Annotated in this window: 32 protein-coding genes; 5 read left to right on the forward strand and 27 right to left on the reverse strand. The window is 52.3% G+C overall.

The features are described from left to right. The first annotated feature begins 164 nt into the window (after positions 1-164). The 4 genes from JJL52_RS19295 to JJL52_RS19310 all read left to right on the forward strand — a co-directional run bounded on the left by JJL52_RS19295 (position 165) and on the right by JJL52_RS19310 (position 1,952). Positions 165-590 carry a type II toxin-antitoxin system VapC family toxin gene (locus JJL52_RS19295; RefSeq protein WP_202054147.1) on the forward strand — a complete coding sequence of 142 codons (426 nt, stop codon included), beginning with the start codon at positions 165-167 and terminating at the stop codon, positions 588-590. Position 591: 1 nt separating this feature from the next. Further along, positions 592-819: a hypothetical protein gene (locus JJL52_RS19300; RefSeq protein ID WP_202054148.1), complete on the forward strand. Its 228-nt coding sequence runs from the start codon at positions 592-594 to the stop codon at positions 817-819. Between the two features lie 160 nt (positions 820-979). Next, positions 980-1,453 (forward strand): hypothetical protein, encoded by a 474-nt coding sequence (locus JJL52_RS19305; RefSeq protein WP_202054149.1) that lies wholly within the window; start codon positions 980-982, stop codon positions 1,451-1,453. A 127-nt stretch (positions 1,454-1,580) separates the two neighbouring features. Continuing rightward, positions 1,581-1,952, forward strand: a complete 372-nt coding sequence (locus JJL52_RS19310; RefSeq protein ID WP_202054150.1) for a hypothetical protein — start codon at positions 1,581-1,583, stop codon at positions 1,950-1,952. Positions 1,953-2,080: 128 nt separating this feature from the next. On the opposite strand, the gene JJL52_RS19315 is transcribed toward JJL52_RS19310, so the two are convergent. From JJL52_RS19315 to JJL52_RS19435, 25 genes are all read right to left on the reverse strand, one after another. Further along, positions 2,081-4,411 (reverse strand): P-loop ATPase, Sll1717 family, encoded by a 2,331-nt coding sequence (locus JJL52_RS19315; RefSeq protein WP_202054151.1) that lies wholly within the window; start codon positions 4,409-4,411, stop codon positions 2,081-2,083. Between the two features lie 167 nt (positions 4,412-4,578). Next, on the reverse strand, positions 4,579-4,725 hold the full coding sequence (locus tag JJL52_RS19320) for a hypothetical protein (RefSeq protein ID WP_202054152.1): 147 nt from the start codon (positions 4,723-4,725) through the stop codon (positions 4,579-4,581). Positions 4,726-4,728: 3 nt separating this feature from the next. Continuing rightward, on the reverse strand, positions 4,729-5,706 hold the full coding sequence (locus tag JJL52_RS19325; protein ID WP_336885091.1) for a replication initiation protein: 978 nt from the start codon (positions 5,704-5,706) through the stop codon (positions 4,729-4,731). A 342-nt stretch (positions 5,707-6,048) separates the two neighbouring features. Continuing rightward, entirely contained in the window at positions 6,049-6,249 is a 201-nt protein-coding gene (locus JJL52_RS19330) for a hypothetical protein (protein WP_202054154.1), read from the reverse strand. 312 nt (positions 6,250-6,561) lie between these two features. Further along, on the reverse strand, positions 6,562-7,515 hold the full coding sequence (locus JJL52_RS19335) for a DNA-binding protein (RefSeq protein ID WP_202054155.1): 954 nt from the start codon (positions 7,513-7,515) through the stop codon (positions 6,562-6,564). A gap of 118 nt (positions 7,516-7,633) precedes the next feature. Beyond that, complete coding sequence (locus JJL52_RS19340; protein ID WP_202054156.1) at positions 7,634-8,437, reverse strand: DNA/RNA non-specific endonuclease; 804 nt, start codon at positions 8,435-8,437, stop codon at positions 7,634-7,636. Between the two features lie 442 nt (positions 8,438-8,879). Continuing rightward, positions 8,880-9,560: a RepA family replication protein gene (locus JJL52_RS19345; protein ID WP_202054157.1), complete on the reverse strand. Its 681-nt coding sequence runs from the start codon at positions 9,558-9,560 to the stop codon at positions 8,880-8,882. Between the two features lie 129 nt (positions 9,561-9,689). Beyond that, positions 9,690-9,938 carry a helix-turn-helix domain-containing protein gene (locus JJL52_RS19350; protein ID WP_236994379.1) on the reverse strand — a complete coding sequence of 83 codons (249 nt, stop codon included), beginning with the start codon at positions 9,936-9,938 and terminating at the stop codon, positions 9,690-9,692. Between the two features lie 76 nt (positions 9,939-10,014). After that, entirely contained in the window at positions 10,015-10,518 is a 504-nt protein-coding gene (locus tag JJL52_RS19355; RefSeq protein WP_202054158.1) for a siphovirus Gp157 family protein, read from the reverse strand. 1 nt (position 10,519) lies between these two features. Then, positions 10,520-11,341, reverse strand: a complete 822-nt coding sequence (locus JJL52_RS19360; RefSeq protein ID WP_202054159.1) for a hypothetical protein — start codon at positions 11,339-11,341, stop codon at positions 10,520-10,522. Positions 11,342-11,411: 70 nt separating this feature from the next. After that, the gene (locus tag JJL52_RS19365) at positions 11,412-11,717 is read right to left on the reverse strand and encodes a hypothetical protein (RefSeq protein ID WP_202054160.1); all 306 of its coding nucleotides are present in this window, start codon (positions 11,715-11,717) and stop codon (positions 11,412-11,414) included. Positions 11,718-11,794: 77 nt separating this feature from the next. Then, positions 11,795-12,091 carry a hypothetical protein gene (locus JJL52_RS19370; protein WP_202054161.1) on the reverse strand — a complete coding sequence of 99 codons (297 nt, stop codon included), beginning with the start codon at positions 12,089-12,091 and terminating at the stop codon, positions 11,795-11,797. Between the two features lie 230 nt (positions 12,092-12,321). Beyond that, on the reverse strand, positions 12,322-12,831 hold the full coding sequence (locus JJL52_RS19375) for a hypothetical protein (RefSeq protein WP_202054162.1): 510 nt from the start codon (positions 12,829-12,831) through the stop codon (positions 12,322-12,324). Between the two features lie 61 nt (positions 12,832-12,892). After that, a complete protein-coding gene (locus JJL52_RS19380) occupies positions 12,893-13,264 on the reverse strand; it encodes a hypothetical protein (RefSeq protein ID WP_202054163.1) in 372 nt (123 codons plus the stop codon). Positions 13,265-13,812: 548 nt separating this feature from the next. After that, on the reverse strand, positions 13,813-14,535 hold the full coding sequence (locus tag JJL52_RS19385) for a retropepsin-like aspartic protease family protein (RefSeq protein WP_202054164.1): 723 nt from the start codon (positions 14,533-14,535) through the stop codon (positions 13,813-13,815). Between the two features lie 350 nt (positions 14,536-14,885). After that, positions 14,886-15,758 carry a hypothetical protein gene (locus JJL52_RS19390; RefSeq protein ID WP_202054165.1) on the reverse strand — a complete coding sequence of 291 codons (873 nt, stop codon included), beginning with the start codon at positions 15,756-15,758 and terminating at the stop codon, positions 14,886-14,888. A gap of 159 nt (positions 15,759-15,917) precedes the next feature. Beyond that, complete coding sequence (locus JJL52_RS19395; protein ID WP_202054166.1) at positions 15,918-16,715, reverse strand: hypothetical protein; 798 nt, start codon at positions 16,713-16,715, stop codon at positions 15,918-15,920. Between the two features lie 208 nt (positions 16,716-16,923). After that, positions 16,924-17,223 (reverse strand): hypothetical protein, encoded by a 300-nt coding sequence (locus tag JJL52_RS19400; RefSeq protein ID WP_202054167.1) that lies wholly within the window; start codon positions 17,221-17,223, stop codon positions 16,924-16,926. Further along, entirely contained in the window at positions 17,216-17,866 is a 651-nt protein-coding gene (locus JJL52_RS19405) for an AAA family ATPase (RefSeq protein WP_202054168.1), read from the reverse strand. Before JJL52_RS19405 ends, JJL52_RS19400 begins: the two co-directional genes overlap by 8 nt. Positions 17,867-17,945: 79 nt before the next feature. Next, positions 17,946-18,476, reverse strand: a complete 531-nt coding sequence (locus JJL52_RS19410; protein ID WP_202054169.1) for a hypothetical protein — start codon at positions 18,474-18,476, stop codon at positions 17,946-17,948. A 64-nt stretch (positions 18,477-18,540) separates the two neighbouring features. Beyond that, positions 18,541-19,086, reverse strand: a complete 546-nt coding sequence (locus tag JJL52_RS19415) for a hypothetical protein (protein ID WP_202054170.1) — start codon at positions 19,084-19,086, stop codon at positions 18,541-18,543. A gap of 41 nt (positions 19,087-19,127) precedes the next feature. After that, positions 19,128-19,613, reverse strand: a complete 486-nt coding sequence (locus JJL52_RS19420; RefSeq protein ID WP_202054171.1) for a putative molybdenum carrier protein — start codon at positions 19,611-19,613, stop codon at positions 19,128-19,130. A 527-nt stretch (positions 19,614-20,140) separates the two neighbouring features. After that, positions 20,141-20,725: a cold shock domain-containing protein gene (locus JJL52_RS19425; RefSeq protein WP_202054172.1), complete on the reverse strand. Its 585-nt coding sequence runs from the start codon at positions 20,723-20,725 to the stop codon at positions 20,141-20,143. After that, the gene (locus JJL52_RS19430; protein WP_202054173.1) at positions 20,715-21,014 is read right to left on the reverse strand and encodes a DUF6794 domain-containing protein; all 300 of its coding nucleotides are present in this window, start codon (positions 21,012-21,014) and stop codon (positions 20,715-20,717) included. Before JJL52_RS19430 ends, JJL52_RS19425 begins: the two co-directional genes overlap by 11 nt. 89 nt (positions 21,015-21,103) lie before the next feature. Then, positions 21,104-21,487 (reverse strand): hypothetical protein, encoded by a 384-nt coding sequence (locus JJL52_RS19435; protein ID WP_202054174.1) that lies wholly within the window; start codon positions 21,485-21,487, stop codon positions 21,104-21,106. A gap of 336 nt (positions 21,488-21,823) precedes the next feature. On the opposite strand from JJL52_RS19435, the gene JJL52_RS19440 reads away from it, so the two are divergent. Next, positions 21,824-22,756, forward strand: a complete 933-nt coding sequence (locus JJL52_RS19440; RefSeq protein ID WP_202054175.1) for a tyrosine-type recombinase/integrase — start codon at positions 21,824-21,826, stop codon at positions 22,754-22,756. A 271-nt stretch (positions 22,757-23,027) separates the two neighbouring features. On the opposite strand, the gene JJL52_RS19445 is transcribed toward JJL52_RS19440, so the two are convergent. After that, positions 23,028-24,263: an MFS transporter gene (locus JJL52_RS19445; protein WP_336885090.1), complete on the reverse strand. Its 1,236-nt coding sequence runs from the start codon at positions 24,261-24,263 to the stop codon at positions 23,028-23,030. Then, on the reverse strand, positions 24,224-24,667 hold the full coding sequence (locus tag JJL52_RS19450; RefSeq protein WP_202054176.1) for a chromate resistance protein ChrB domain-containing protein: 444 nt from the start codon (positions 24,665-24,667) through the stop codon (positions 24,224-24,226). Before JJL52_RS19450 ends, JJL52_RS19445 begins: the two co-directional genes overlap by 40 nt. Between the last annotated feature and the right edge of the window lies 1 nt (position 24,668).

Consider the following 24,668-nt stretch of genomic DNA (forward strand, 5'->3'; position numbering starts at 1 on the left):
CCCGCCGAAACCGAGATCGAATTCGTGCAGGACGAAAACGGGCGCTGGTACATCGCCAAAGCCAAAAAGCGGCCCCAGAAAGCCAGCCGGTTCCGGACCGCCCATCAAACGGCGAAACTGACGATGAGCACCGACGACATCATGGCCCTGACGCGGGGCGGCTGATGGCCGTCATCCTGATCGACAGCTGTGTGGTCACCGACTTGTCCGACCCTGAAAGCGCCTGGTTCGAATGGAGCGCGTCGACGCTGGAACAGCTCGACCAGGAGCATACGATGGTCATTAACCCGATCGTTTATGCCGAGTGCTCGATCGGCTTCGAGCGCATCGAGGAAGTGGAAGCCCTGTTCGAGCACCTGGGCTTCGCGATCCAGCCGATCCCGCGCGAGGCGCTGTTTCTGGCGGGGAAAGCCTTTCTGCAGTACAAGCGGCGCCAAGGCGGCAAAAGTAACGTGCTGCCGGACTTTTTCATCGGGGCGCATGCGGCGGTCGCGGGCTACCGGCTGATGACGCGGGACCGGGGCCGCTTCAGCACCTATTTCCCCAGCGTCGAACTGATCATTCCCGAGTCGGCCGGCGGGTTGAACTGACATGGTCATCAAGGAGGCCGAACTGCTTTTTCAGGCGGGGGCGCTGGAAACGCCGGTCATAAAAAAGCACGACCTTGAGAACGGCTGGGTGGTCACCCTGGACGGCAAGCACAAGATGAACCCGGCGCTGGAGACCGCGCGCGGCCATGTGCGCGTGTTCAAGCGGCTCGACGCCGCGGTCGGGGTGTTGTTCGAGCTGGGATTCGAGAAGATTAATGTGGTTCGGTAACGGCTATTCGCTATTCGATGAATCTCATGCGGGAAAATAACGATGAACTATATTGTTTTAGTCCTACAGTTGGACGTTTTATAAAAACAGGGGAACCGGTAAATTACCGATCGTGGTTACCTCGTCCCATCCGATTAAAACTATATGCTCAGGAATGAACATGAACAGGATTATCGTTGGCTTTTTGATTATGCTGCTTTTTGCACCTACAGCATATACTGAAATAGCTGAGAAAAATGTTATTTTTACTACAACATCTCAAACATTCGCCCTTATTTCAACTGCAACTGGGAAGGTATCGCTGTCTGATCCATTCATTTCGGTGAAGCTGGACCAATACACAATGAGGGCTAATAACAACTATAAGCCCCCTGTCGACGTTCTGAGATATAAAATCGGCCTTGCTTTCCAACAGCCCAATGGGCAGTGGAATGTTGAGCGCTGGTCTGACGCAGTTGAAGTCAATGAAATTATTCATCCTGGTCAAACAAAGACGATCAAAAATTACGAGACGGTTATCCCAATTGACGGATTGCCTTCTTTAAAGGAATACTGGCTAGTTCTCGCCGTCGAAACCAAGATTAATGGTAGAAATGGTTACACCTATGCGAACAGCAGAAAGGGATTGTTTTAGTTGGTGAACAAATTTCCGTAAACTGGAAATGAGTCACCGTACTGCCGATTTTGCTCTGGCCGTAGGTTCCCCAAAGATTAATGTGATCCGGTAAGGGTTATTCAGCAATCCGCGCGCGAGATTAATGATGAGCGATATATCCTGGTCTTATGGTTGGACATTTTATAAAACCCGCCGCTTCGGCAAGCCGCCGGCCGACATCGGCCCGGCCGAGCTGCGGGATTGGATGAAAGGCTTCTGCGCCGCGATGGCCGACTACGACTTGGAATGTCAGCATCCCAGCATTCAGGCGGCGCTGCTGCACTGCGGAATCGACGGCGATCTGCTCGAAGCCTGCCTACAGGCCGCCGACGCGATCCTCGAAGAGAATTCTTTCAACCGCTGGCCGTCCGTGCCGGTGCTCGGTTTCGGCGGCGGCAACTTGAGGATGGGGCCTTTCGTTGTTGTTCTACCTGATGCGGCGAATGATGAAACGATGCCTGATTCGAATTGCAGATAAAATGGCCAGGAGCCGTCTATCGACATCGCCCAGCTAACAGCAACTAATCACCAGAAAGCAGCCGCTCGTTCGCAGCTAACAAGCAAAAATACTCGCAATAACTCCAAATTTTTCCCTTGTTAAGCGGATTATTCCTCTATTAGTAACGCCGGCCAGAATGCTTCATTTATAGAATATCGAAGCTGCTGGCCATTCTTTTTTATAATTCCGTTCATCAACGGCATCTTGTAATTGAAATCGTAGATGTACTTTCTAGTGCAATCCTCAAACTCAATGCCCAAGAACCCATACCAAAGCAAGAGATCGAAAACAGGTTTAATCAGTTCATCTCGAACTTCATAATCTTTCAATAATTGTTCAATATCTTCTCTTGTAACTATAGGTTTACTCCCGATAAACGCATAAAGAGTATCATCGCTCACTCCAGAGACATCGACCAACTCATATCCAATATCTCTAACCAAATCTGATGAATAAGCAGTCAGTCCTTTTTTAATATCGCTTTCCTCAATACGATCGTGATTTAGGTTGACTGCAAAACTCCTGCACTGATTAATTAAGCTAAGGAGAAACCGAGGGCGCATAAGACAACGATCAATGAGATATTGCGAAGTTTCCTCTCCCTTATAATGACTGGTAAACATGCGAAGCCATGCAGAACGGAAATCTGTATTTTCTTCTAGCCCATTAGCTACAATACGAAGGCGCACCAATTCCCGTAGTAAATCAGGGTCTGTCCAATCCAATACCACAGCTGCTTCTTTTCCTCGATCTGATGTTTCTTTCACCAAGAGTTCATAAACATCGTTCCTTAGAAATACAATAGTATGAATAGTAAGGCTTTTTTTACCAAATTCACGTTCTATTTTTCTCGTCGCATCTATCAGAGCACGTATTATTAACAAATCATTGTGCTGAAGTCCGGTTGTTGGCCAACCTTTATCAATGTTATCAAAAAGTAGCCAAAGAATACCTTTATTCTCCATGTACCTAATCAGAACACTTTGGAGCTTTCGAACATCGTGCTTATGGAGCAACTCGGTTACTTGTGCTGATGAAAGCCTTACTCCATCTTTCGTGCCATATTTCGACTGGTACTCTGTATATACTTTTTCCATTAGCCCAGACATTCTTTCTGCAAAGTCGCCTTCAACATCATAACCTTCCACGTTATATAGTTCGTTTAGCTCCCTGTAACCTTCGAATAATGTATGGTCACGAATATGCCTTTGGCGATCCTTTTCAAGTATCTTGTAGCATATCTCCAAAAGTAATACGTACTCCCAAAATGCAGTAATAGTATGTTGATACGTGCCTTCCTGAAGAAATGAAAGGATTTGTTCTTTAAATTTTACTAACTTGAATCCATCTGGCTTTAGATCAACAATAATATTTTTACTTCGATCAATCTCCCTTTCGCGATCTCGTATTTGTAAAAAAATCGCCGATTTGCCTGAGCCCTTTCGGCCAACAACTAGATGAGCTTCCCCCCGGAGAGACTGCAGATACTGTTCTGTTTCAAGGTAATAATTTGCGAGATCTCGCATTTCATTCTCGGCCGAAGTGGCACCCAAATTTAATTTCTTCAAGAATGACAAAGCGCTACGTTTTTTCTGCGGCTCCTCAGACTGGAATGCTTTAGCGACGTTACTCGCAAAGTCGGCAATAACTTCATTTACATCATTTAATTGGTAAGTGACTTTAACAAAGTCTCGATAGTCTATTGGGACAGGGGCATCACAATTTTGAATAATACATACTGCTTTCTCCATGCCATGTGCTAATCCAGCGATGAAAGCCGCTCTCATATTATGAATATCCGCATCAACTGAAACATCCCCTAGTAACGGCACAACGACACCATATGATTGGCTAACTTGTGCTATTGCTTCATACGCAGAAAGCCGTGGGCTTTCGTTTGGGTCATATGAACGGTATATATACCCTGTCTTTTTTATTCTTGAAACAATACGCCCCGCCCAATCAGTCTTGTGGGTTGGCTCGACTAAATAGACTGGTGCCTTCTGATTCAATAGATGAGCAACATCAATAGGGCGCAATTTGTTTAACTTATCAATGCGCGCCCTTAGTTCCTTAGAATTTTGATAAACCTCGTACCCCAGGGTATCGAATATACCTACATCTTTTATTCTTACACCTGCCTCGGCGATGCTGGCATTCTTTACTAGAATTACTCTTTTCGACCGACCAATTGCAAAGCCAATTTCGTAGGTTACATTGAAATTTAGTTGAGTTAGGTCGGCGACCACGAATTCAGCTGACTCCAACGAGTTCGTTACTTCTTCTGCAATAAAATGACCCGCAATATCTAAAGCACGCCATGTGCTAAAACGGACGTTAATACCTTGCCAAACAACACTATTCGTTGCGGCTTCAACGACATCGCCAATTTCTCTTGGAGAGGCTGGATAGGCGAAAAATCCTTTGTATTTGCTCATTAAGTTTTCCTTTGCAAGGTCATGTGTATTTGATTTCCCTTACGTAGTATATCGATGATAAGCAACAGTGGCAGGTAATGGTCAAATCGCTGACATTGAATCACTTTGGTCAAAAGACAGCAACGGGGCGATAGCGGTAATCTGAATTTAACATATCCAATAAATTCTTAACCGCTACGAAAAAGCCTCATCCAAAACCAAAGCTCAAAGGCGCCACCAACAACAAACGCAATCCCGCCTAAAGACGAATAGCCAAGCACATAAAACGTCAAGGCGGCCAACAGAATCGCAGCAGTAATGAAGTGCTGTTTCATTCCTTAGCTCAATACTTTTTTCATTTTTTCCAGGTTCTTTTTCCGTTCATGAACCTGATCGAGTGTTTCTCCAGGCCTCGCAAAATCAGCCAGCGAATTTCCTGACAGCCTGGCAATTACTTCGGCTCTTGATTCGCCAGGTCGCGCTTGCCGCTTAATTTCATCGTCGGTCAGTTGCTTTTTTTCCTCCGGCTTGCCCTTCATGCCGAACTGGAACTGGAAATGCGTCACCGTGCGGCCGACTTTGCGCTGGCCATACTTCACCCAAAGATTGGAATGCTCGTTGATTTCGGCGACGGCCGGGTCGATCACCCGCTTTTTAAGATCGCCCAGCCGATCGTATTTGTCGCCGACCTGGAACTGCTTCTTCAGCCATTCTACTTCAATTTCCCGCTGTCCTGCGGTGCTCCATTGCACCAATAATTCATAGAGCCGGATGGAGTAGATGCTTTCGAAACGGGCGACGTGCTTCAACTTGTATTTAGTAAATTCCTGGGATAGCTGAGACAGGTACGGAATGATTCCGAACGAGAAGCTCAGGACAAGCTTCCCCTCCCCTGGAACATAGTCTATGCTGCTGATCCAACGGGTCTTGCGCTGGGCTATCTGCGGATTGTCGGGATCCGGGTCGTCGATGATCACGCTACGCTCGTAGAGCTTTTCGGCGGCCTTCTTCAAATCCCGGTAGGCGTTCGAAAAGTTATCAAGGCCTACCAAGTCGACAATCTCGCCGGCCGAAATCTCGAACCGGGTTTGTTCGGACAAAACCGCCTTGGAATCGATCTGCGCGATGCATGCAAGCAAAACCCGCTGCTCGGCCAGCGTGAGCATGTAGCTGGCCTCGACGACTTTGTTCGACTTGACGACAGTTAAGGCGGAATGCGACACAATGATATGACGACATGAAAATAAATTTGTCTCACTATACTCCGCCTCAAAGGCAAACACAACGACAAGAAAAATAGCTTGTCGTTGTATCACGATCAATCTGTCGTCATATGAGATCAATCTGTCGTTGTATAACGATCAATCTGTCCACCTATGAAGATCAATCCGTCGTTGTATCGCGATCAATCCGTCGTTGTATCGCGATCAATTTGTCGTCATATAGCTCCTGAAGAGCTTGAGTTTAATGGCTTCCAAGCCGCCTAAAAAATAAAAAAGAAAAATATTAAAAAATAAAAAAGAAAGCTGCGATCAATTTGTCGTCATATCGCCAGTTCTCATTAGACCACTGGCCGGCTTCCCCCCCATCCTCGCTATTCAGGGAAATCATAACCTTTCTGCCACAAACAAGCCTTCATCGCTTTTTCATATCCAGAATTAACGGCGTGGATCATCCTCGTTATGCGACAAAAGGCCATACTCAGTAAAAAGCTCACAATCGGCTTCGTCAGCCAATCGCGCATCGCCGCCTTGGCGAAAAAGTCTACGCACCTGCGGCGATACACATCCCTCTTCGCGTAGCAGCACGGCTACTGCACAAAAGTAACCACGCGCAAAATCTTTGTTTACCTGTTTCATGTTTCCGTATAACCCGTCATTCAAAGCGACGCCCGGAAGTGTCGCAGTATTGTTGTTCGGCGTGCATTAATTTTGCGTTAGCTGAACAATCGCGCCGATAGGGCCGAAGACGATGGCCGGCCACTCGCTGATTCCACACGTGTTCTCCGGCTAAACGCCTCTTTATCAGCGTACCTGCTACATTCGTCCTCGTCTGCGGCGGTGATATGGGAAGGCGCCAGGACAGCAAAGCGCAGCTTTCTCATTTTCAATTCTCCCCCAATACGCTAAACAAGAATCCGTTATTGCAATTTACCTCAAATTATAGAGGATTTATTCATTGTCCTTTTCCGGCTTGGCTTTCTTCTCAAGGCCCACATAAACTTCCAGCTGCCCTTCCAGCTTAGCCACCAGTTTTTCAGCGTCCGAAGCCGCCTTATGCGCGGCTTTCAGCTCGGCTTTAGCCGTCTTCAATTCGGCGGTCGCTGCCTCATACCGGACGCTCAGCGTCTCGATTTCGACGGTCCGTTTCGAGAGGTCGGAAGCTTTGGCCTTGATGTCGATCTTCAATTGCTCGTTGGAACTGGCGGCAGCGTCCAGCGAAGTCTGCAGCTTATGCACTTGCATGTCGAGCGATCGTATTTCCGCGTCTTTTTGCTTGATCGCCGCGTCGTGCTGTTTTTGCAGCGCCTGTTTCTCCTGCGCAGCGGCCTTGTTCGCTTCCTCCAGCGCGGCCAGCTGCTTTTTCAGCTCTGCGATATCGTGCTGCAGCCGGTCGTTGTCCTTCAGAATCCCAACATTGATTTTTTCGGCATCTGCCAGTTGACTACGGGTTTCCTTATGAGCTTTATATTCGGCTTCAAATTGCTTTCTAATGCTATTAAAGTCATCTTCCAGTCGCTCGATCTTCATGTTCTGGGCCTCTGAAAACTTGAAGGCTTCCTCGACTTTGGCCTGATTGGCCTGCTCGGCCTGTTTCAAGGCTTCCCGCTGGATTTCCAGCTCCTCGTCGGCAATCCCTTTGGCTGTGTTCCACATCTTTTTCAGCAGATCCTCGCCTTCTTTCGACAATTCCGCCGGAACCTTGACGACCGCCGGAAGCGTTTCGCTCTTCAACGCCTGGGCCTCATCCGTGGCCTGCCAGGTATTTAGGTATTTGGTGATCGTGGTGAGGCTGCCGCGGCCTAGCTTATCCAGCAAAGTTAGGGCGGTGGGGCGTTCGCCTTGCGCCACGATATCGACGCAAGCGGCGTGGACTTCTTCTTCGGTTAGTTTCGGTGCGGCCATGGCGTTACTCCTAGCATATGGTGAAGGGCAAGTTAAGTATAGCAGGTAAATTACACCTGTATAAGTATAATTATCATAATTACATAATTATCATAATTACATTATTTTATGTAATTTTTTAGCTTTTATCGCATCCGGCCGGAATCATCCAGGAAGCCGCCAGCTTCTCGTGCTTAGCGTAATCCGCCACCGGGATCTTCTCGCCAGTCAGGCGCTCGATCTCGTCCACGGTGACTAGATACCGATCCAGGTTATTCTTCGTCGCTTGCGCCGAATTTGGCACGATCCAGGCGATCGCGCGCTCGTCCTGGCCGGTGCCACGGATGACTACTTTCCAGAAGGCGTCCGGCGTCGCCACCCCGTGCGATTGCAAGAAGAAATCGTCCGCCGGATTATTGCCCCAGATCACGCCGCCGATCACCAGCAGCTCGTCGATATCGCGGTAGCACTCGACGATTTCCTCGGTTAGTAGCCAGGCGCCCCGGTTCATTTGCGCGGCTTGCGGCAGAATATTGGTCATGTAGTTGCTCTGCCGGATCGCGACCGGCGAGGCGTCGAGGTGGTTGGCCGGAACCTGATGGCCGCGGTCATAGCCGTTCCCGTAAGCGGCCGCGCTGGTCTGCTGGCATTTCTTTGGGACATTCGGATCAAGTTTGAAGCTCGCAGCCCTAGCTTCGCTGCCGCCGTCATGCTGCGCGTTGTAGCGGAATTTAGTAGGACCGTGCCGCGCGCAATCGAGCCAGACCGTGAACCCTTCATAATCCAGTTTCAGGGCATTTCCGCCGGCGCGGGTTGCGCCCGGCGCGGAACCCGTCTGAGGAGGCGCTACAGCCTTTGTTCTTTGCGTTGTAGGCGCAGCCAAGCAGGCAGTCAGTAATGTCGATAAAAGCGCCGTCAACGCGCTCTGCTTCGTGATTTTCACTCGTTTTACTCCAGGTTCTCAGGCAAAAAGCGCCTATGATACGGCGGCTCAGGCTCCGGAGTCTTTAATCACTTATTAACCGATTTTAAGCCGCGCGGCGTTTGAGCGCATAAAACGCCGGCAGGAAGCCGGCGAAAGGGATCAGGGAAGATTCCTTTTTTTCTAACTGAAAGAGGGCTGATTAAGCGGATCCACCTAACGCCATCGACTACCGACGCTTAAATACGAGGTCAATCTGTCCGGGCGGCCTCGGTTTTCGGTTTGCCGACACTTATTTTCGAAATGGGAAGATTGCCGGTAACGAACAGATAATGGCTCGGTTCTGGTGCAAAACAAGCGTAATTTAAGGATTACAGGCCATTAACCTGTAGACTACAGAATATTTTATGAGGCGTAGCGAACCGGCGCTGAACCACGGAGTTCGGGGAATATGGTGGGATTTTTACGGGCCGGAGCCGTTAAGGATCGATTTGAGATGTCGAATCGCTGACAGCGCAGAATTGTCAGCGGGTTCGAAGACATTCGCCTGGTTGGCGATCAGGTCAGCGATTAAGCTGATTTTAGCGGCCTGTTTCTGTTCCTGCTTCCGGTTGCGTTTCCGCTGTCTTGCCGCCGCCCGTTCGCGTTCGTGGCGCAGGCGGGCGCTCATTCCGAGCAGCGCGAACAGCTTGGCCGATATCGTCCGGATCGCGGCGTAGCCTTTATAAGCCGTGTCGTTGAGCTTTTCGCAGAGCGGATGGACAGTGATCAGGCCCGCCCTGATCAAGTCGGCGGCCGCCCGTTCGGTTCGGCGCAGGGTCAGACCGCTTTTCTCGGCGATAAACGGCATTGAAATGCCTTGAAATGACGTGTCGGCTTGCGGGATGCCTACGCGCAGCGTCATGAGGTCGAGGTAATGGAGCAGGCAGCTGAGCACCGCCAGGCATGCCTCCCGGCGCTCCGAACGCTGCTGGCGGTCGGATCCATTGGCCAAGTTCAGGGATGGGATTGTCGCGGCCGGTGCGCGGTAATAGCGGCGAATCTCAGCGATCGCTTTTGAAATGATTTTAGGGCGCGTATGCGACTTGGGCGGCTCGAACCAGCGTGGTGTATTGGGGTCATGGCCGCAGTTATTTCCAGGCATTCGGTCGGATTTTCCAAGCTCATCTATGGGGCGGAAGGTTGATGTTTGGAAAATAGAATAAGCTGAAATGTTAGCGCAAGCCGGAACACAGAAAATGTGACCTATTTCCGGATTTTCTACAATCTAAAATCAGAGCTTTTGCTTTTTGTCGGATTCTGGCAGCAAGTCGATGACGGCGCAATTCAGAGCCTTTGCCATGCCTCTTAAATTTCCGATCGTGACATTATCGCTGACGCCCTGTTCTATCTGGCTGATAAGGGATTGTGAAATTTTAGCCTTGTCAGCTAACTCGACTTGGGTCAAACCAATAAATTTTCTGCGTCGTCTCAGAATGTCGCCAATGTCCATTTTTTGTCCGCGGAATCTGAAAAGCTTCATATAGTACCGACTCACTTGCTTAAAAAAATCAGGAATGAAAAAGGGCCGCTTTCGCGGCCCTTCGAAAGCGCTGGATTTATTTAATCACCAGACGCGTACCGTTGACCAAGCTCGCGCCGGCGACGCTCTGCCCCGCCAGGATCGCTTTCTTGATCGCGGTTTTGTCAATTTTCCAGCTGACGACCTGCTCCTTGAACTGATCTGGGATCGCGACTTCGTCCAGGATATTAACCGAAGCAGGATTGCTCTGGATCGAAAGCTTGAAGTACGGGCATTCGATTTTGGTGATGCCGCTATGCTCCATGTTGCCTTTCAGGTAGTCTTTCAGCCATTGCACCCGGTTTTCCAAGGCTTTCCGCCGCTTCGCCATGTCCGCTTCGGCGGTCTTGATCGCGTCGGCCATCGCTTCCATATTGCGCAGGAACTTGGCGACGTTGACGGCCTTGTCTTCGAGTTCGCCGGCCAAGGCCTCCAGCGTGTCTTTGACCGCTTCGGCCGGAAGATCGGCTTCCGGATCGGTCAGAAAGTCGAGGGCTTGCAAATAATTGGCGCTCAAGTGATAGAGAGTTAAATTGTTCATGTCATACCCCTGCGAATTCATCGAGTTTGCTGTAAAGCCGGTTGTAAAATTCCTGATTCAAATCTAAAAAGTTCGTGAAGCGCTGATGCGACGCGTTGAACATCCACGCTTTGACCCGCTGCCGGTCCAGTCCGAGCTCCTTGATTCGCGCCTCCAGCCTTTGCAACTGGCCCTTGCTGATGCCGTCGAAGCCGTTGTTCAGCTCATTTTCCGCCTGCTGGATGCTTTCGGCCTCGCGGCGCTGCATCATGTCCTCGATGTCCTGCGTGAAGACTTCCGACAGCCCGGCCATGCGCAGCGTGGCATCGATGTGGGCCGATTTCTCGGCCATTTTCAGCGCCTTGTTGATGTCGCCGTTATCTTGCGCGATGATTCGGGCGCCCACGCCGTCCGCGACGACGCGGCCGGAGGCGTCCAGAATCTCGCAGCGGATAATGATCTGGCTCAGCTGGGCGCCGTTCAACGCGGCTTTCTCGTAGTCCCGCAGCGTCGGATAGCGGACCGTCAGGCCCAGCATGCCGCAGATTTTCTCGGCGCCTGGCTTAAAGAGGCTCGGCTTGCTGAAATGGGCCGGGTTCTTGCAGCCCTTGCCGGCCTGGCACTTGCTTTTATGAACGACGTGGATTCTGCCGAAGTCCAGGCCGTCGACCAGGGCATCCCTGATCCAGGCCATCAGCGCGGCGCGGTTCTGCTTGCGGCGGTCCAGGCCTTCTCGGAAGGTTTCCGCCGGCAGGTCGAGCGGGTTGGCGGCGATGAGCGCCGTTTTAGGTTCGGCCGGTTTTTCAATCGTGGCCGGAACCACGGCTTGAGAAGATGAATACATGACAATAACTCCTAATGTGCGAACGGAATGAAAGCCGGGAGCGAGCGGCTACAAGCTCCCGGCCGTTGGGTTAATATTCTTCCGGAAGAAGAATGGTGGTTGCTGAGCGGTCCGCTTCGGTGATGACCCAAAGCCGGACCGTGTCGAAGCGGTAAGCCGAGAAGACGCGCGAGCCGAGCTTTAGGGCTTCCTCGTTGCTCCGTTTGTCTTCGGCGCCCAGGTCGCCCCAGTCGCCGCGCTGGTGGCGGCTGAGCAAGGCCAGGGGCGAAATTCCCATGCCTTGCATCACGACCAAAGCGCCGGGCGTGGCGAGGGTTCGGCCCAGTGCGAAAAGCGGCTGCATGGGCTTAGCTTGATTTACTTCGTAATTTGTCATAGTCTTAAAACTCCTAATGTGCGAATTTTAGGAAACGTGCGAGCCAGGGCGGCTACCCTGACTCACACAAAACCACCTTAGAACGTCGCTATTTCGGATTGATCGTCCGATTTAGCGGCGTTCGTCCTGCCCTTGATCGAGTCGATCGTTTTCCTGACCACCTCCGTGAGCGTTTTGCCGGTTTCGTAAAACGGCTCGATATTCGAGCCTGGCGGAGCCGACACAAAAACCCCGTATTTCTCATAATCGCCGTTATTGCCTGACCAGCTGTCCGCATTAATGCAGATCGCGCGGTCAGAAATGCCTGCGCCAAGCAAAGCCGTTCTAATGGCGCTTGCCGCGTGGCGCTGTTTGTCCAAAAGAGTTGCAAGCATAAAGCCTCCAAAAACATAAGGTTAAAGTAAAAATATCAATATATTGATATTTTGCCGCCGGTTTTCGCCTGCAAGTTGATCGCTTGCACGCCAACTAACCGGAAAGTTGTCCCCGTTTTCTACCTGTATTAACGTGCCCAGAGCCTAACGGGAAACAAGCACGATTTTGATAAAGCCAAAATATCAATAATATTGATATTTTAGTATTAAATAATAAGTATATCAATAACTTATAAAAATATTTCTGCCTGAGTTTTTGCCCATTTGAAGCCTCCGAGAATGCTGAAAGGCACCCAGGAACCGGCGCCCAGAAGCGGCAATTCCGCGCCCGGAAAGCCGACCGGAAACGCGACCACCGGCAGGCCACGCGAAAGCGCGCAGCTGCAGGCGAACAGGGAGCCGCGCGAGCTGGGCGAAGCGAAGAAAGCGACCAGGCCGGCATCGGCGGCGCCGACCACCGCGCGGGTGCGGCCGGCCAGCCGGGAGCGCAGCGGGACCGAGGCCGGGCCGCCTGCCCACCAGCACACCGAGCCGCCCGAGGCAGCGAAGGCCTGCACGGCTGCGATTGCCGAGAACTGGCCGGCGCCTTCGCCGCCCGGGCCGAACGCGGCGAAACAATGCATCAGGGACGGCGGCACGGATCCGGGCACGGCCGACAGCAGCGCCGCATCGGCGCCGGTGCAACAGCCGACCGCAAGCGAAGCGCCGCCGGCGGCGAGATCCGACGCTACCCGGACCACCAAGGCGGCATCGGACACGGGCAGCACCCGCGAACCGGCCACCGCGACCACGCCCGGCAGCTTAAACACCGAGCGCCCTCAGCGAAGAAAACGAAGGCAGCGCCGGCAAGGCCGAGCGAGCGGCACGACAGGAAAGCCCAGCTGGCAGCGCGACCTTGACCGCGAAAGCCGGCACCGGCAGGCCGCAAGCCGACCAAACGGAAGAGCCCGAAGAACCGGAGCGCAGCCAAACCCGCCAGCCCATAGCCGAGGCGCCACGGGCGAAAACCGAAGCCAGGGCGAAAGAACCGAACGGCACGAACAGGCAAGCCGGAGCCGGAGACCAGCCGGCGCCGCCCGGAAGAGCGCGGCGAGCCCAAACCCAGCCGCAGGACAAAGGCCGGGCCACGACGCCGGCGCCGCGAGACGACAGAACAGAAACGAAACCAGCCATGACACACCCCCCAACACTGAACGAAGAGAACCAACCCGAAGCCGCCACCCACCGCCGCAGGAGCGGCGGAAGGGCCGCCGGGAGCGGCCCGCAGGGACGGCAGGGAGCCCAAGGGCCGCACCCCCCGGCGGGAGGGGCGGCGGCAGGAAAATACGGCGCCCGCAGTGAGCACGGGTGCAAGGGCCGCGCGCTTTTTGCGCGGGCGAAGCGTACCCTTGCAGCCGCGCGCAACGGAGGGCATAGTATTTTGCCGCCGAACCCCCGCTGGGGGATGAGTAAGCAGGGAAGCAAAATGACCGGCATGGATGCCGCACCGCTTGAGCACATGGATGTGCGAACTTAGGGATTACAGGGATGTGCAGGGATGCGACCTTTCCGGAAGATCGATGATTGAGCGTAGCTGAGGAGCTTCGGGCGGCATGCACACGGACGTGTGTGCCGCATGGCCAGGGATGGCTATGCCTGGTGCCTATGAGGTAAGAAGGACTGAGCAATTCGTTCGTGCCGGCCGCTCTTTGCCGGCCCGGGCGAGTTGCGGGTTATGCAAGTCAATGGTCGCTATAAGTCGTTTTGCAGACCTGGTGTTCGTCGCAAATGATATTTTTCTTCACAACGGTCGGTTTTTTGATAGGTTGCCGCATTGGAAAGGAATCAAAGGTGGCGGCTTGTGCGTCCGCTACCCGGTGCACTTGCGGGTCATTGGCTACGAGGGTTAGCGTATCCCCGTTTTGCGTCATGTGAAAATACCTCAAGGTATTCATACCGATTAGCACTTCATCCAGGTGCTCGTTGATGTTGGCATCGAGGTTTCTTATTTCGGCATTGCCTATTTTTAGGGTATTTATCCGAGTTATACGATCAACGACCTTCCCGCCGGCTGTACTTGACTGGACGGCGCGACCGAAAGGCAGGCCTGCCGCGATGGCCATTTTTACTGGAATTACAGTTTTTGTCGCTCCCGTATCGATCAGGAAAGGCATGGGCATATTATTCACCAAGACCGTGCCTCGGAAATGGCCTTGCCGGTCGGTTTTCAAAACAATGCTGCCGGGTCTCGAATCAGCAGGTTTGCGTGCCGATATGATTTCCAGCGGATTGATTGGTTTACCAGTCTTGATCCTTTCCAGGATGGCGTCGGAGCCATACCACAGCACGGCAAGCGTCAAAGCAGGAAGCCAGAGGTAATTGAGACCTGAGCTTCTTCCGTGAATGTCCGATAAGGAAGAATTTCTGTATCTCCCCCGGTAATAATCGCGGTCCTGTATTCCCATTTTTCCATTAACTCTATTGATTCAAGCCTCAAGTATAGACCGTAACCGTTCAGTCTCCCCTCGAAGGCATTGGGAGTCGATCGAGTTCGCTACAACGCCGTGACCTCGGGGCTAACTGACAGGGGCGTCTGTTAGCCACAGACCAGGGATGGCTTCTGCCTGGAAGCGTTGGGTGAGGAAAGTCTGAGCAATTCGGGAAGGCCAAGGTTAAAAGCGGCCAGGGACGTCTATTGCCCCCAGCCAGGGACGGGTTTTCAGCGAGTTGGGCGATAGCCGAACGAGCATGGTGTCAAAATATTGGGTAGTTCGTCGCGGATTGCTTAATCAGAATTAAATCTCACCCATAACTTTTATTTTTTAGATGATGCAGGAGGAGTTAATGTATCAGTAATGACTTTTGCGACTGCATCATTTAGTGTTTTCTTATTATCATCAATTTGTTTTCCAAGTGTACCGAAACTTTCTCCGCCAGAACCAACTTCAGTTATCACGGCTGAAATGTTCACAAAGGCTCCGTTTGGAATTGCAGGGAACCAGCTCGTTGATTCAGGGCATTTTTCTTTCTGTGCGCAAATATAGCCTATTACTGACCCAGAGTAATTGATAAATTTGTCTGCAAAATTACTTGTCACGACAGATTTTTTCTCATTTTCTGCAGTGACATCTATTTTTATTTCTATGCTTACATCAACTTTTTTACTTGAGCTATCAGTTCTTGCAGCTGCTTTATTTAAGATCATCCATTTTGGTTTCAAAGATAACGCTTTGATTTCAGTATTTGTTGATGTTTCTTCAAGACCAGCTACCCACTCGAAAGCTATTGGAGGGTCATCATTTGTATTTTTAGGAGAAATAGTTCTGGTTATCTTTATACAATTCATAGGGTCTTTTATGTTATAAATATAATTGGCATTTGCTCCATAGTTAGCTGTAAATTCTTTTTGTTTTTTATCTAAATAACTTGAGATCTCGCTTTCCGCAATATTCATGGCAATCGCCACTGCTGCTCCAGCGAGAAGCGGAGGAACGAATTCAGTTTCAAATATAGGTTTAGGCTCACATGGATTATTATTGTCATGTTTAGAAAATAACGTTAAATTAACTTTAGAACCTTCGCGCTTGAAACTATTATCGTCAGAGACAAAGGTAACTGCTCGGATGAATGTGCAACCAGATAAAACTGGAACTAGGAAGCATGCAGTAAGGTACTTAATTTTATTCATTATTATCCCCAAACGAGCCAGTGTAGAAAATATAAGCATAGCAGCTAGCCTAAGGCTATCAACCTTAGCTTATAAAATCTTGTCGTAAGGGCTACAGCTAAGAGGGCTTGTAGTAAATATGGGGTTAAAAACTCTGTAAATGCTGGATAAAATGAAATATCACGTGCTTATTTGCCATTCTGTGACAAATCCATTTTTCGATCGTGATTGATCCTCGCATTCCCACAAAACGAAACCATCGATGACACCCTGCGCCGACGTACGCGGCTTGGCGTTGATCAGCGACATCAGCGAGCTGTTCAGGATAGTCAACGCCTCCGGTGCCTCGGCTCTTACATACCGTTGACTTCGGCTCTCCCCTGCTTTGCAGTGGTCGTGGATCCAGCGCTGCGGAAATGATCGCACCTCGAAGCCTTTCGTCGCCAGCTGCTCTGCGACCGACGGCTTGCCGCTCTTCACCAGCCAGTCCACCTTTTTCAAGGTATGCAATGCGCCGATCAGTACCAGGATCGGCCGATCGCCCGCCAGATTCGCGAGCTTCCTCGCCATCCATTCGTCACGGTCGCTCGGGTTGTTAGGCCCGGCGTCGACCGCGACCACGCTGACGCATGGCAACTGCATTTTCAACATCACCATATGTTTGATCAATTTCCGCATCGGTAAATGATCGATCGACGCCGGGATGTCGATATCGGAAACGGAAGCGCTGGCGGTCATTGCCCGATCGATAGCCGTCTGTTCGCTGTCGGCGATTTCCAAAGCCAATATCGGGCATTGCCCCCGCTCGATGGCGGCGGTCACCAGCTCCTTGACGAGTATGGCCGATTCGATGTGTTTGTGGGATTCGCCAATGAAGGTAATCGACCACGGCGTCATGCCGTCCAGGATTGGGTCAATGTCAGCTGCCCGGAGCGGTAAGGACAAAAGAAGGCAAAAGAGTACGAGCAAATTGTGCATGGTTGATGCTCCCCAGTATGGCTAAGATTCGAAGGCTAACCTATAAAGTGAGCCGCCAAATCATTATAGTCTTCCTTCCTTCGCTTGCTCGTCGTTTCGGCCCGGCGAGCGCTTCCTCGATTGATCGGGTTCGAGCCTTTGCCACCAGTGTTTCGTTTAAGCGGCAGTGAGTATGGAATGATATGGTATCATTCCATACTGCATCATACTATTTTGTTAAATCATTGATCTTATTGTCTATTGCTTCCTGCAATACGCGCAGGCAGAACTGCTGCATGCTGTCCGGCGTGTGCTCGCCAATGTAGCGCAGCTTCAACAGATAAGGTTCGGACAGGCGAAGGTTGAACGCTTTCGTGACATCGCTTCTGACGCCGGGTTCTTGCCAGGGATAAGTTTCTTCCACTCGGTCGGCAGGCGAGTGGTTTTTTTTGCCGCTCTCGGCGCCCGACAAAAATGCGTCCAAATCCTGTTTGGGTTTGCTTGGCGGCCTGCTTTTCAAGTTACTCATTGCCGTACACCTCTTTGTAAAACGTTTCCATTTCTTCCGCAGCCTTGGGATCCTTCGGGCTCAGCTCGACAACGGCCATGCCGTCCTTCGCGGCCTTGCGGTAGGCGATGCGGTCGCGGATCGTCACGTCGGCCAGGTCGAGGTTCGGGAAGTCGGCAAGCAGCAGCTGGCCCGTTTGATCGGACTCCCGAACAGAAGGGTTGGTCGATGAACGACTGATGATCACCCGCGCCTGTAATCCGGGATTGAATCCCCTCGCCGTCTCGACCAGCTCGTCCATTTGTCCCAATGTCCAGATGTCGAACTGCGACGGCTGGATCGGGATGTAAACTTTTTCCGCCACGACCATCGACGAGCGCAGCTCGACCGAATCGCGGCCACCGGCGTCGATGATGATGTCGTCGTAGCGGGTCGCTAGGTCCTTCACCTCGGCCGGAATGCCCTTGCCGAACTTCTGCACGCAGGCGACACGAGGATTGATTTTCTCCTCGTCCCGGCTTTGCGCCCAATAGTTCGCGCTACCCTGGGGGTCGGTGTCGATCAGCAGCACGTCGCGGCCGGCGAGCGCCCGCATCGCCGCCAGATTCGTGGCCAGCGTCGTCTTGCCGGTACCGCCCTTTTCTCCGCCTATCAAAACAATCATGCTATATCATCCTGTATGATGTCATGTAATATGGAATGGTATCATATCATTCCATATCGTACCAACGCCAAGCGCCTGCTCAATCCGAAAACGTCAAGCCGCCTCGCTCTATGATAACGGCGGTTTTCAACATCAGCGCTGCCGACGGGTAAGATTCGTAAATGCCGCCGACGGCCTGGTAATAGCCGACCGTGTCGAACCGTTCGGCGGCTTGCCGTTTGACCTGCTTAGCCAGCACCGACCGGAACGCCGGCGACGCCGTGACCACGCGCAATCCTTTCACGATTGAGGTCCCCGATTCGAGCAGGACCAAATGGAACGGCAAATAGCTGCCGTCGTCGTCGACGCTTTCGCCTTGCGCCAAATGGATCGTGAACGCCAGGTCGGACCAGTCCAGGAAGCCATCGATATTGAACAGGAAAAAGATCACATTCGCGTCCGCGAACAATCCGAACGAAACCGCGCCGTTCAGAAAGTTATCGATGTCCCTTTCTGAAACCGTGAACTTGAAGACCAGTATCGGCGCGCCCCCATTCAGCAGGACGCTCATGCCTTCGTCGGGCAGATTGCTTTGGAATCTTTCGCCGACAGTCAGTTTAATGAAGTCCATTGAACGGTATGAAATGGAATTGTATAGTATAGTATGGAATGATACCATTCCACTCCATATCATACTATTGGCCGCGGGCGCGGCTGTACAGATTGTTGAATAACCGGATCACGACAAAGATCATCGTCTGCGTCGTCTTGATCGCCGGCACTCGGACCGGGTTTTCCGAAGCGAAATCGTCAATCGCGGCGTTCATGAAACTGACCAATCCCGCTTGCCCGGTCTCGTCGAGCGAGCGCTGCCGCAGGCGGTCCTGCAGTTTCTCCCTGACCTTCTCGTCCATATGCTTGTCGGTCATCAATGACTGCAGTTCCGCGTCAAGCAGCATCGCCTGTTTTTCAAGCCAATCCGGATCCATGTCTTTCTGCAAAGGCATCGGGCCGAAGGCTTTCTGATAAACGCAAATCACGTCGAAGCAAAGGTCCATGAACAGGTTCGCCATGTCCTGGTTCTGCTCGGCGATGATGGCCGGCAAAATGCCGAAGATGGTTTGGGTAAGGGCAAATTGATCAAGCTGGAATTGCTCCAGAATTCGCCGGCCGGTATTTTGATCCAGGCTTCTGGCGTACTCCAGGGCTTGGTATAGTTCGCGGTCTGTCAGTTCGTGCATGGCTTCCTCTTAGGTATGATATGGTATGGTATTATTCCATATCATACCATTGAAAACGGCTTGTGGGCGCTTAAAAACCGCATCACGGCTTGATAGGCATAGCGATAGGCCGATGCCTCCTCGCTGGCCCGGGGTCCCGCGACATTCAGCACGGCGATCGAATGGCCGGCGACAAAGGTTAGCATCCGCTCCGCTGCGCGCTCCGGCGTCAATTCGGCCGCGTCGATCAATATAAAGGGTTTCTTTAGTTCCAGGCAGAACCGCAAGGTTTGCTCGGTGCCGCCATCCGGAGCGCCGAAACAAATGATCGCCGTCCCGTCGCTGTCGATCACGTTCTGCAATGTCCTTTCCTGGTAGCCGGCGCCTTTCAGTTCGGTAACAGGGTAGTGCAGGGGAATTTCGCCGTCCTCGGCCAGCTTGCCGTCGGGACACCAGCCGCCGCAGACGGTCCCGGTTTCCAGGGCGGTGTCCAATGCCGCGCGGTCGACGCCGGTTTGTCCTCCGGAAATAATCCTGATTGAGTTCATGCGGGCTTTGCTGGGTAGTATCGAATAGTATGATATGGAATCATATCATTTCATACTGCGAAGGGTCAGTTAGCCGACGACATCCGGCCGGCAAAAGCCCCGCTTAGGGTAAAAGCGAACGGCGGGCGTGAGCGGTGCGCTATGGGAAACGACGAGTTAGCCAGCGGCGAGTTGAGGGGCTTTTGGGGGGCGGGGGAGGCGGCGGACATCAAATACTCGTGCGGAACGCACACCTTATTGGGATTGCGAAGCGCAGGGATAGCAACTTTTCGGAAGGTCGACGATTGAGCGTAGCCGGTGAGCTTCGGGCGGCACTGGCAGGGATGCCGGTGCCGCAAAGCCAGGGATGGCTATGCCAGGGGACTATGGAATAGGAAGAGCTGAGCAATTCGGGAGCGCGTAGGGCAAAACAGGGATGTTTTGCGGTCGCGCGGACGAGTTGCGGATTAGCGCGGCGGCCGTGCCGGTGGTCGAGGCCTTCGGGTGTCGATCAAGCCTGACTACAGCGCTGGGAACTTGGCGGCTCGCTAAAACTGGTTCTCACACGGAATACCGTCGCCGTCTCCATCCATTTTAGTACCTGGGCAATTACGAAGATAAAATATGGCCTCTTCATAAGAAGTCATTTCCGAACACCATACCTTTCCTTGGCATTGAAAATGTTCCATTGGCTCCATAGCAACTGCTTCAACGGGAGTCGTATCGAATTTCTTTGTGGGTACTTTTTTATAGATGAAGACCGCTACCCCAATAACAACCAGAATAGTGAAGAGGCCGTCGTAGCGGCTTCTCTGAGGTTTGCCGATTCTTTTTGATGGGTTTCTATAAGAACGGTCTTTGACGAGCGGCCGGTCTTGGGTAATTTTCTGTGCTAAAGGGGCTATTGTCAGGGTTTGGCTTACTCCTTCAATTCTCGCATTGGCGGCGCAGGCCTTTCCCCTAGCGTCAAAGCTGGTTTGGTAGTGGATAACATCACCAATGATGGGCTTCCGGCTCATTCCCTTTAAGGCCGAAATATGGATAAAGAGATCTTCTTTTCCGTTATCCTGTTTTATGAAGCCAAAGCCTTTATCATCAAACCACCGGACTAACTTCCCTTTCTCAGTTGTCATATTTCAATCTTGACCATAGTTTATTAATAATCTCCGCCGAAATATCATCGGCTTGGATAAGCGGTCCAAACGAAACCTTCAATTTGCTGTCCGGAGCGTGCAGCCCAAAAGCGTTCCGGATCGCCATGCCGAGACTGAAGTGCAAATCGATTAGATTTTCCTCGCGCATCATCGCAATGGCAGTTTTCTGCTCATCGTCAAGTATAGACATTAAACGTTCGACGGCCTCGTCCAGCGACTCCCGCGGTTTCGTATGTTGTTGAAAAAGGTCTGGCCAATTTTTGGTCAATTTAACTAAACCCTGCTGTTTGCCATTAGTTGAAATATATACACGGTAGGCTTATCCACAGATTTTGTGGATAAGCTTGGCCGTATAAATTAATTCGCCGAAGATTGGTAAGCTTGCTTATAAAGAGGATCAATCAAGGGAGTACCTTCCACTTCGATCCATGTTTGCCCGAAAATGTAGGGAATATACCAAGAGTGCTGTGTAATCACTCCATCGACTAAAGCAACCGCGCCTGGGACGCTTTCAATTGCGTTGTCCATTGCCTCTTTGGCATTTGGTATTCCTGTCGGGATAACGATAATGATGCTCTTCCTATCCTCTCCTTTAATGCGAGTCGGCAAGCGTTTGAGGTCGGCGCCTCGTGAAATGTCGACATTCTTTGAAGATATAACGGTGAAGTCGACCATTCTTTGCGAACATGCGGGCAGCGTGGCTAAGAGGCAAAGGGAGATAGCTATTTTTTCAAATTTCATGAAAGTCCGGTTTATTGTTATTAATTGTCCAAGTTATATGCGGCGTTTTTGGTCGCGCCGCTTCAATTCTAATTGATGGAGGTATGAAATTGTCATTTTGCCTAAAATTTTGTGACATCTTTACCAAAACAAAAGTTTTAGTAAATTTAGTATGATTCCATATGATATTTTTGTGTTTTTGTTGTCCTTAATAGGCCTTTTTTTGCAGAGCGTCTAAATATTTACGTTTTTGCATTCTTATAAAACTGCTATAAAATAGTAATTTTAGTAAACTGAGTTTCCGGGCCGACGGCTCGAAATTCCCGATCAGGTTTCCAAACGCGGCAAGGAGACGAGATGACCCAGCAAAATGAAACTTCCTTCGAGCAAGCCCGAAAAGATTTCCTGGGTTTCCTGAAATACACCAAGGGGTACTCGGACACGACCTGCTACAACTACAACTCCGATCTCGGCATTTGGCGGCGCTGGCTCGACGACGCGAAGCTCGATTGGCGCAGCTGCAAGCCGACCGACCTGGAAAACTTCGTCTCGTACCTGTCGCGCGAAAAGGTAGGGCCGCACGCGGTCGCTCGCAAGGTATCCTGCCTCGCCACCTTTTATAAATGGGCGAAGCGGAACGGCCTGGTCAACGACGATCCGGTGTACCAGGTCGAGAAGCCCAAGCGGCCGCGGCGGATCCCGGTCTGGCTCGAAGTCGAGGAGCAAAACGCGCTGCAGAAGGCGACCCGGAATTACGACGACATTCCGGACAATGTGTTTGGCCGCAGCCGCGAATCGGCGCTGAAGGTCCGGCAGCGCTATGAGCTGCTGTTCGAGCTGATCCAGAAGTCGGGCCTCCGGATCAGCGAGGCTTTGGGCTTGAAAGTCCACCATATCCGCGTGGTCGACGGCGTCGCCAAGTCGGTCCGGGTAATCGGGAAGGGCAATAAGGAGCGGCAAGTGCCGCTGCCGGAAGCGTTCGGCCGGGTGTTGGCGTTGTCGATTGCAGGCAAGACGCAGGAGGAATACTTATTCGCGAAGAAGCCTGGCGGCAAGCCGGCCGGTCCGCATGCGGTCCGCGCTTATCTAAAGAAGCTGATCGATAAGGCCGGCATTCAGAAGAAAGTCACGCCCCACAAGCTTCGGCACACCTACGCGACGCGGCTATTGGAAAAGGATGTGCAGCTGGTCGATATCCAGGCCTTGCTCGGCCACGAAAGCATCGCGACGACTCAGATTTACACGCATGCTGGGCAGGAGCGGCTGAGCAAGTTGGTCGCCGATATATAGGCTGCGCTATGGACCTCATTTACCTCGAACGCCAAAAGGGGTATCAGTCCAGACTAATCAATGTTCGGAAAATCTGAATTTTACTAACAGATCGATGGTTCTATAAAACGGCCGTTTTTGAGACTATGTTTTCGGTGATAAGGTTAAACCAGACCGCTGACGAGTGCTGTACCGATCAACAGCATGGCAAATGTCACAAGCCGCTGTACGGCCCGAAATATCATTTTTTCAATACACGACTGATGGCGAAAGAACCTATAAAGGTACAGATTTACTTAAAGCGCTGAAAGGCGCGCCACAACGTCAAGTCATAAGCGATTTTCAATGCCCCGCACGCCACCAGCGGCGCCGCCCACCAGCCGGCGGCAAACAACGCTCCGCCCAGCGACGGACTGACCGCCGAGGCCAGGCTGCGGGGGACGGCGGTAAAGCTGGCCGCCGCCGCTCTTTCCTCCGGCGTCACGACCGACATCACGAACGCGCTCCGCGCCGGGACGTCCATTTGGGACAGCAACGCGCGCAGTAACAGCAACCCGAGCGCCGTTTCGAGCCCCGGAGCGAACGCGGCCCCAATCAGGCACAGGTTGGCCGGGATATGCGTGAACACCATCGTATTCAGCAAGCCAATACGTTTGGCCAACCGCGGTGCCACCAGCTGGGACGCGGCAGTCAGCAGGCCGGCCCAGAAGAAAAACGTGCCGGCGGTGGTCAGCGATAAACCGAAACGCTGGAAAAGCCAGAGGGCGAGTAGCGAGTTGACCACCAAGCCGCCGGCAAAAGCATCGACCGAGAACAGTGTCGCCAGTTTCAGTACCACGCTGCGCGAAGCGTCGAGCGGTTTTGGAGGTTGCGGTTCTTCAGCATGAGATTCAGGCAATCGCCGATAGAGCAGCCATACCGAGAAACCCACGAGCGCATAAAGCACGAACATCAGCCGGAACGCATCGATCCGGGTCATGCCTGACAGCAGGACCAGTCGATCCGGCAAAGCGGCGACCAATGCTCCGATGGCCGCGAACAGGGCGCCCAGCAGGCTGTAACGGGCGAACAGCGCGGTGCGCGCCGTCCCTTGAGCCGCCTCCGCCAGACGGGCATGTTCCAAAGGCAGAAACAGACTCACATCGCCGGAACTCGGATTGAGGGTACCGATGAAAGCGATCAAGAGCAGCGGCCAAAAAGCCGATCCCATCGCGAAGCCGGTGAAGGTCATCAGCAGTGCCGCCCCGAGCAACAGGTGCCGGGAACGGAAATGGTGGCCCCAGGCGCCGACCGCCAAGGTCGTCAGGGCAGACCCCAGCAAGGTTGCCGTTGCTAAAACGCCCACTTCCCAGCTTTGAAAGCCCAGTGCTAGCAAATAGACAGGCAGCAGCACCGCCACATAACCGTCCGCGAACGCGCGTAATGCCCGCCCGATCAGCAGAGGCAGTACCGTCCGGTTGACACCCTCGGGAAGAAGCAGTTGGCCGATCACGGCATCGGCGGAAAGCGCGCTGCCTCGCCACGGCACCAGGCATAGAGCGCATCATAGAGCACCATGCCATGCTTGAGCATTTCAAGGTCGTCGGTGAAATTGAGTGACAAGCCTTTTGAAATCGCCAGCAGCCCGGCGGCCTCCGGAGATCGTTCGGGCAGCCCACAATCCGCTGCGCGCACAATCACCGCCAACTGCTCCAGGGCGGCATCCTGGAGCACATATTTTGCAAGGAACGCATCGAAACTGCAGAGGTCACCCTGATGGCCTAATTCGACCCCTGGCACATCGTACGGAATCGCGCCGGTTCTGTCGGCGACTTTAATCACGTCGCCGGCAGGCACATACAAGAACTCAGGTTCCGGATCAATAAAGCGCGCAATCAGCCAAGGGCAGGCGATCCGGTCGATTTTCGGGCGTTCCCGGGTGATCCATTGCATC

The sequence above is a fragment of the Candidatus Methylomicrobium oryzae genome, assembly GCF_016745425.1.
Classification (GTDB): domain Bacteria; phylum Pseudomonadota; class Gammaproteobacteria; order Methylococcales; family Methylomonadaceae; genus Methylomicrobium; species Methylomicrobium oryzae.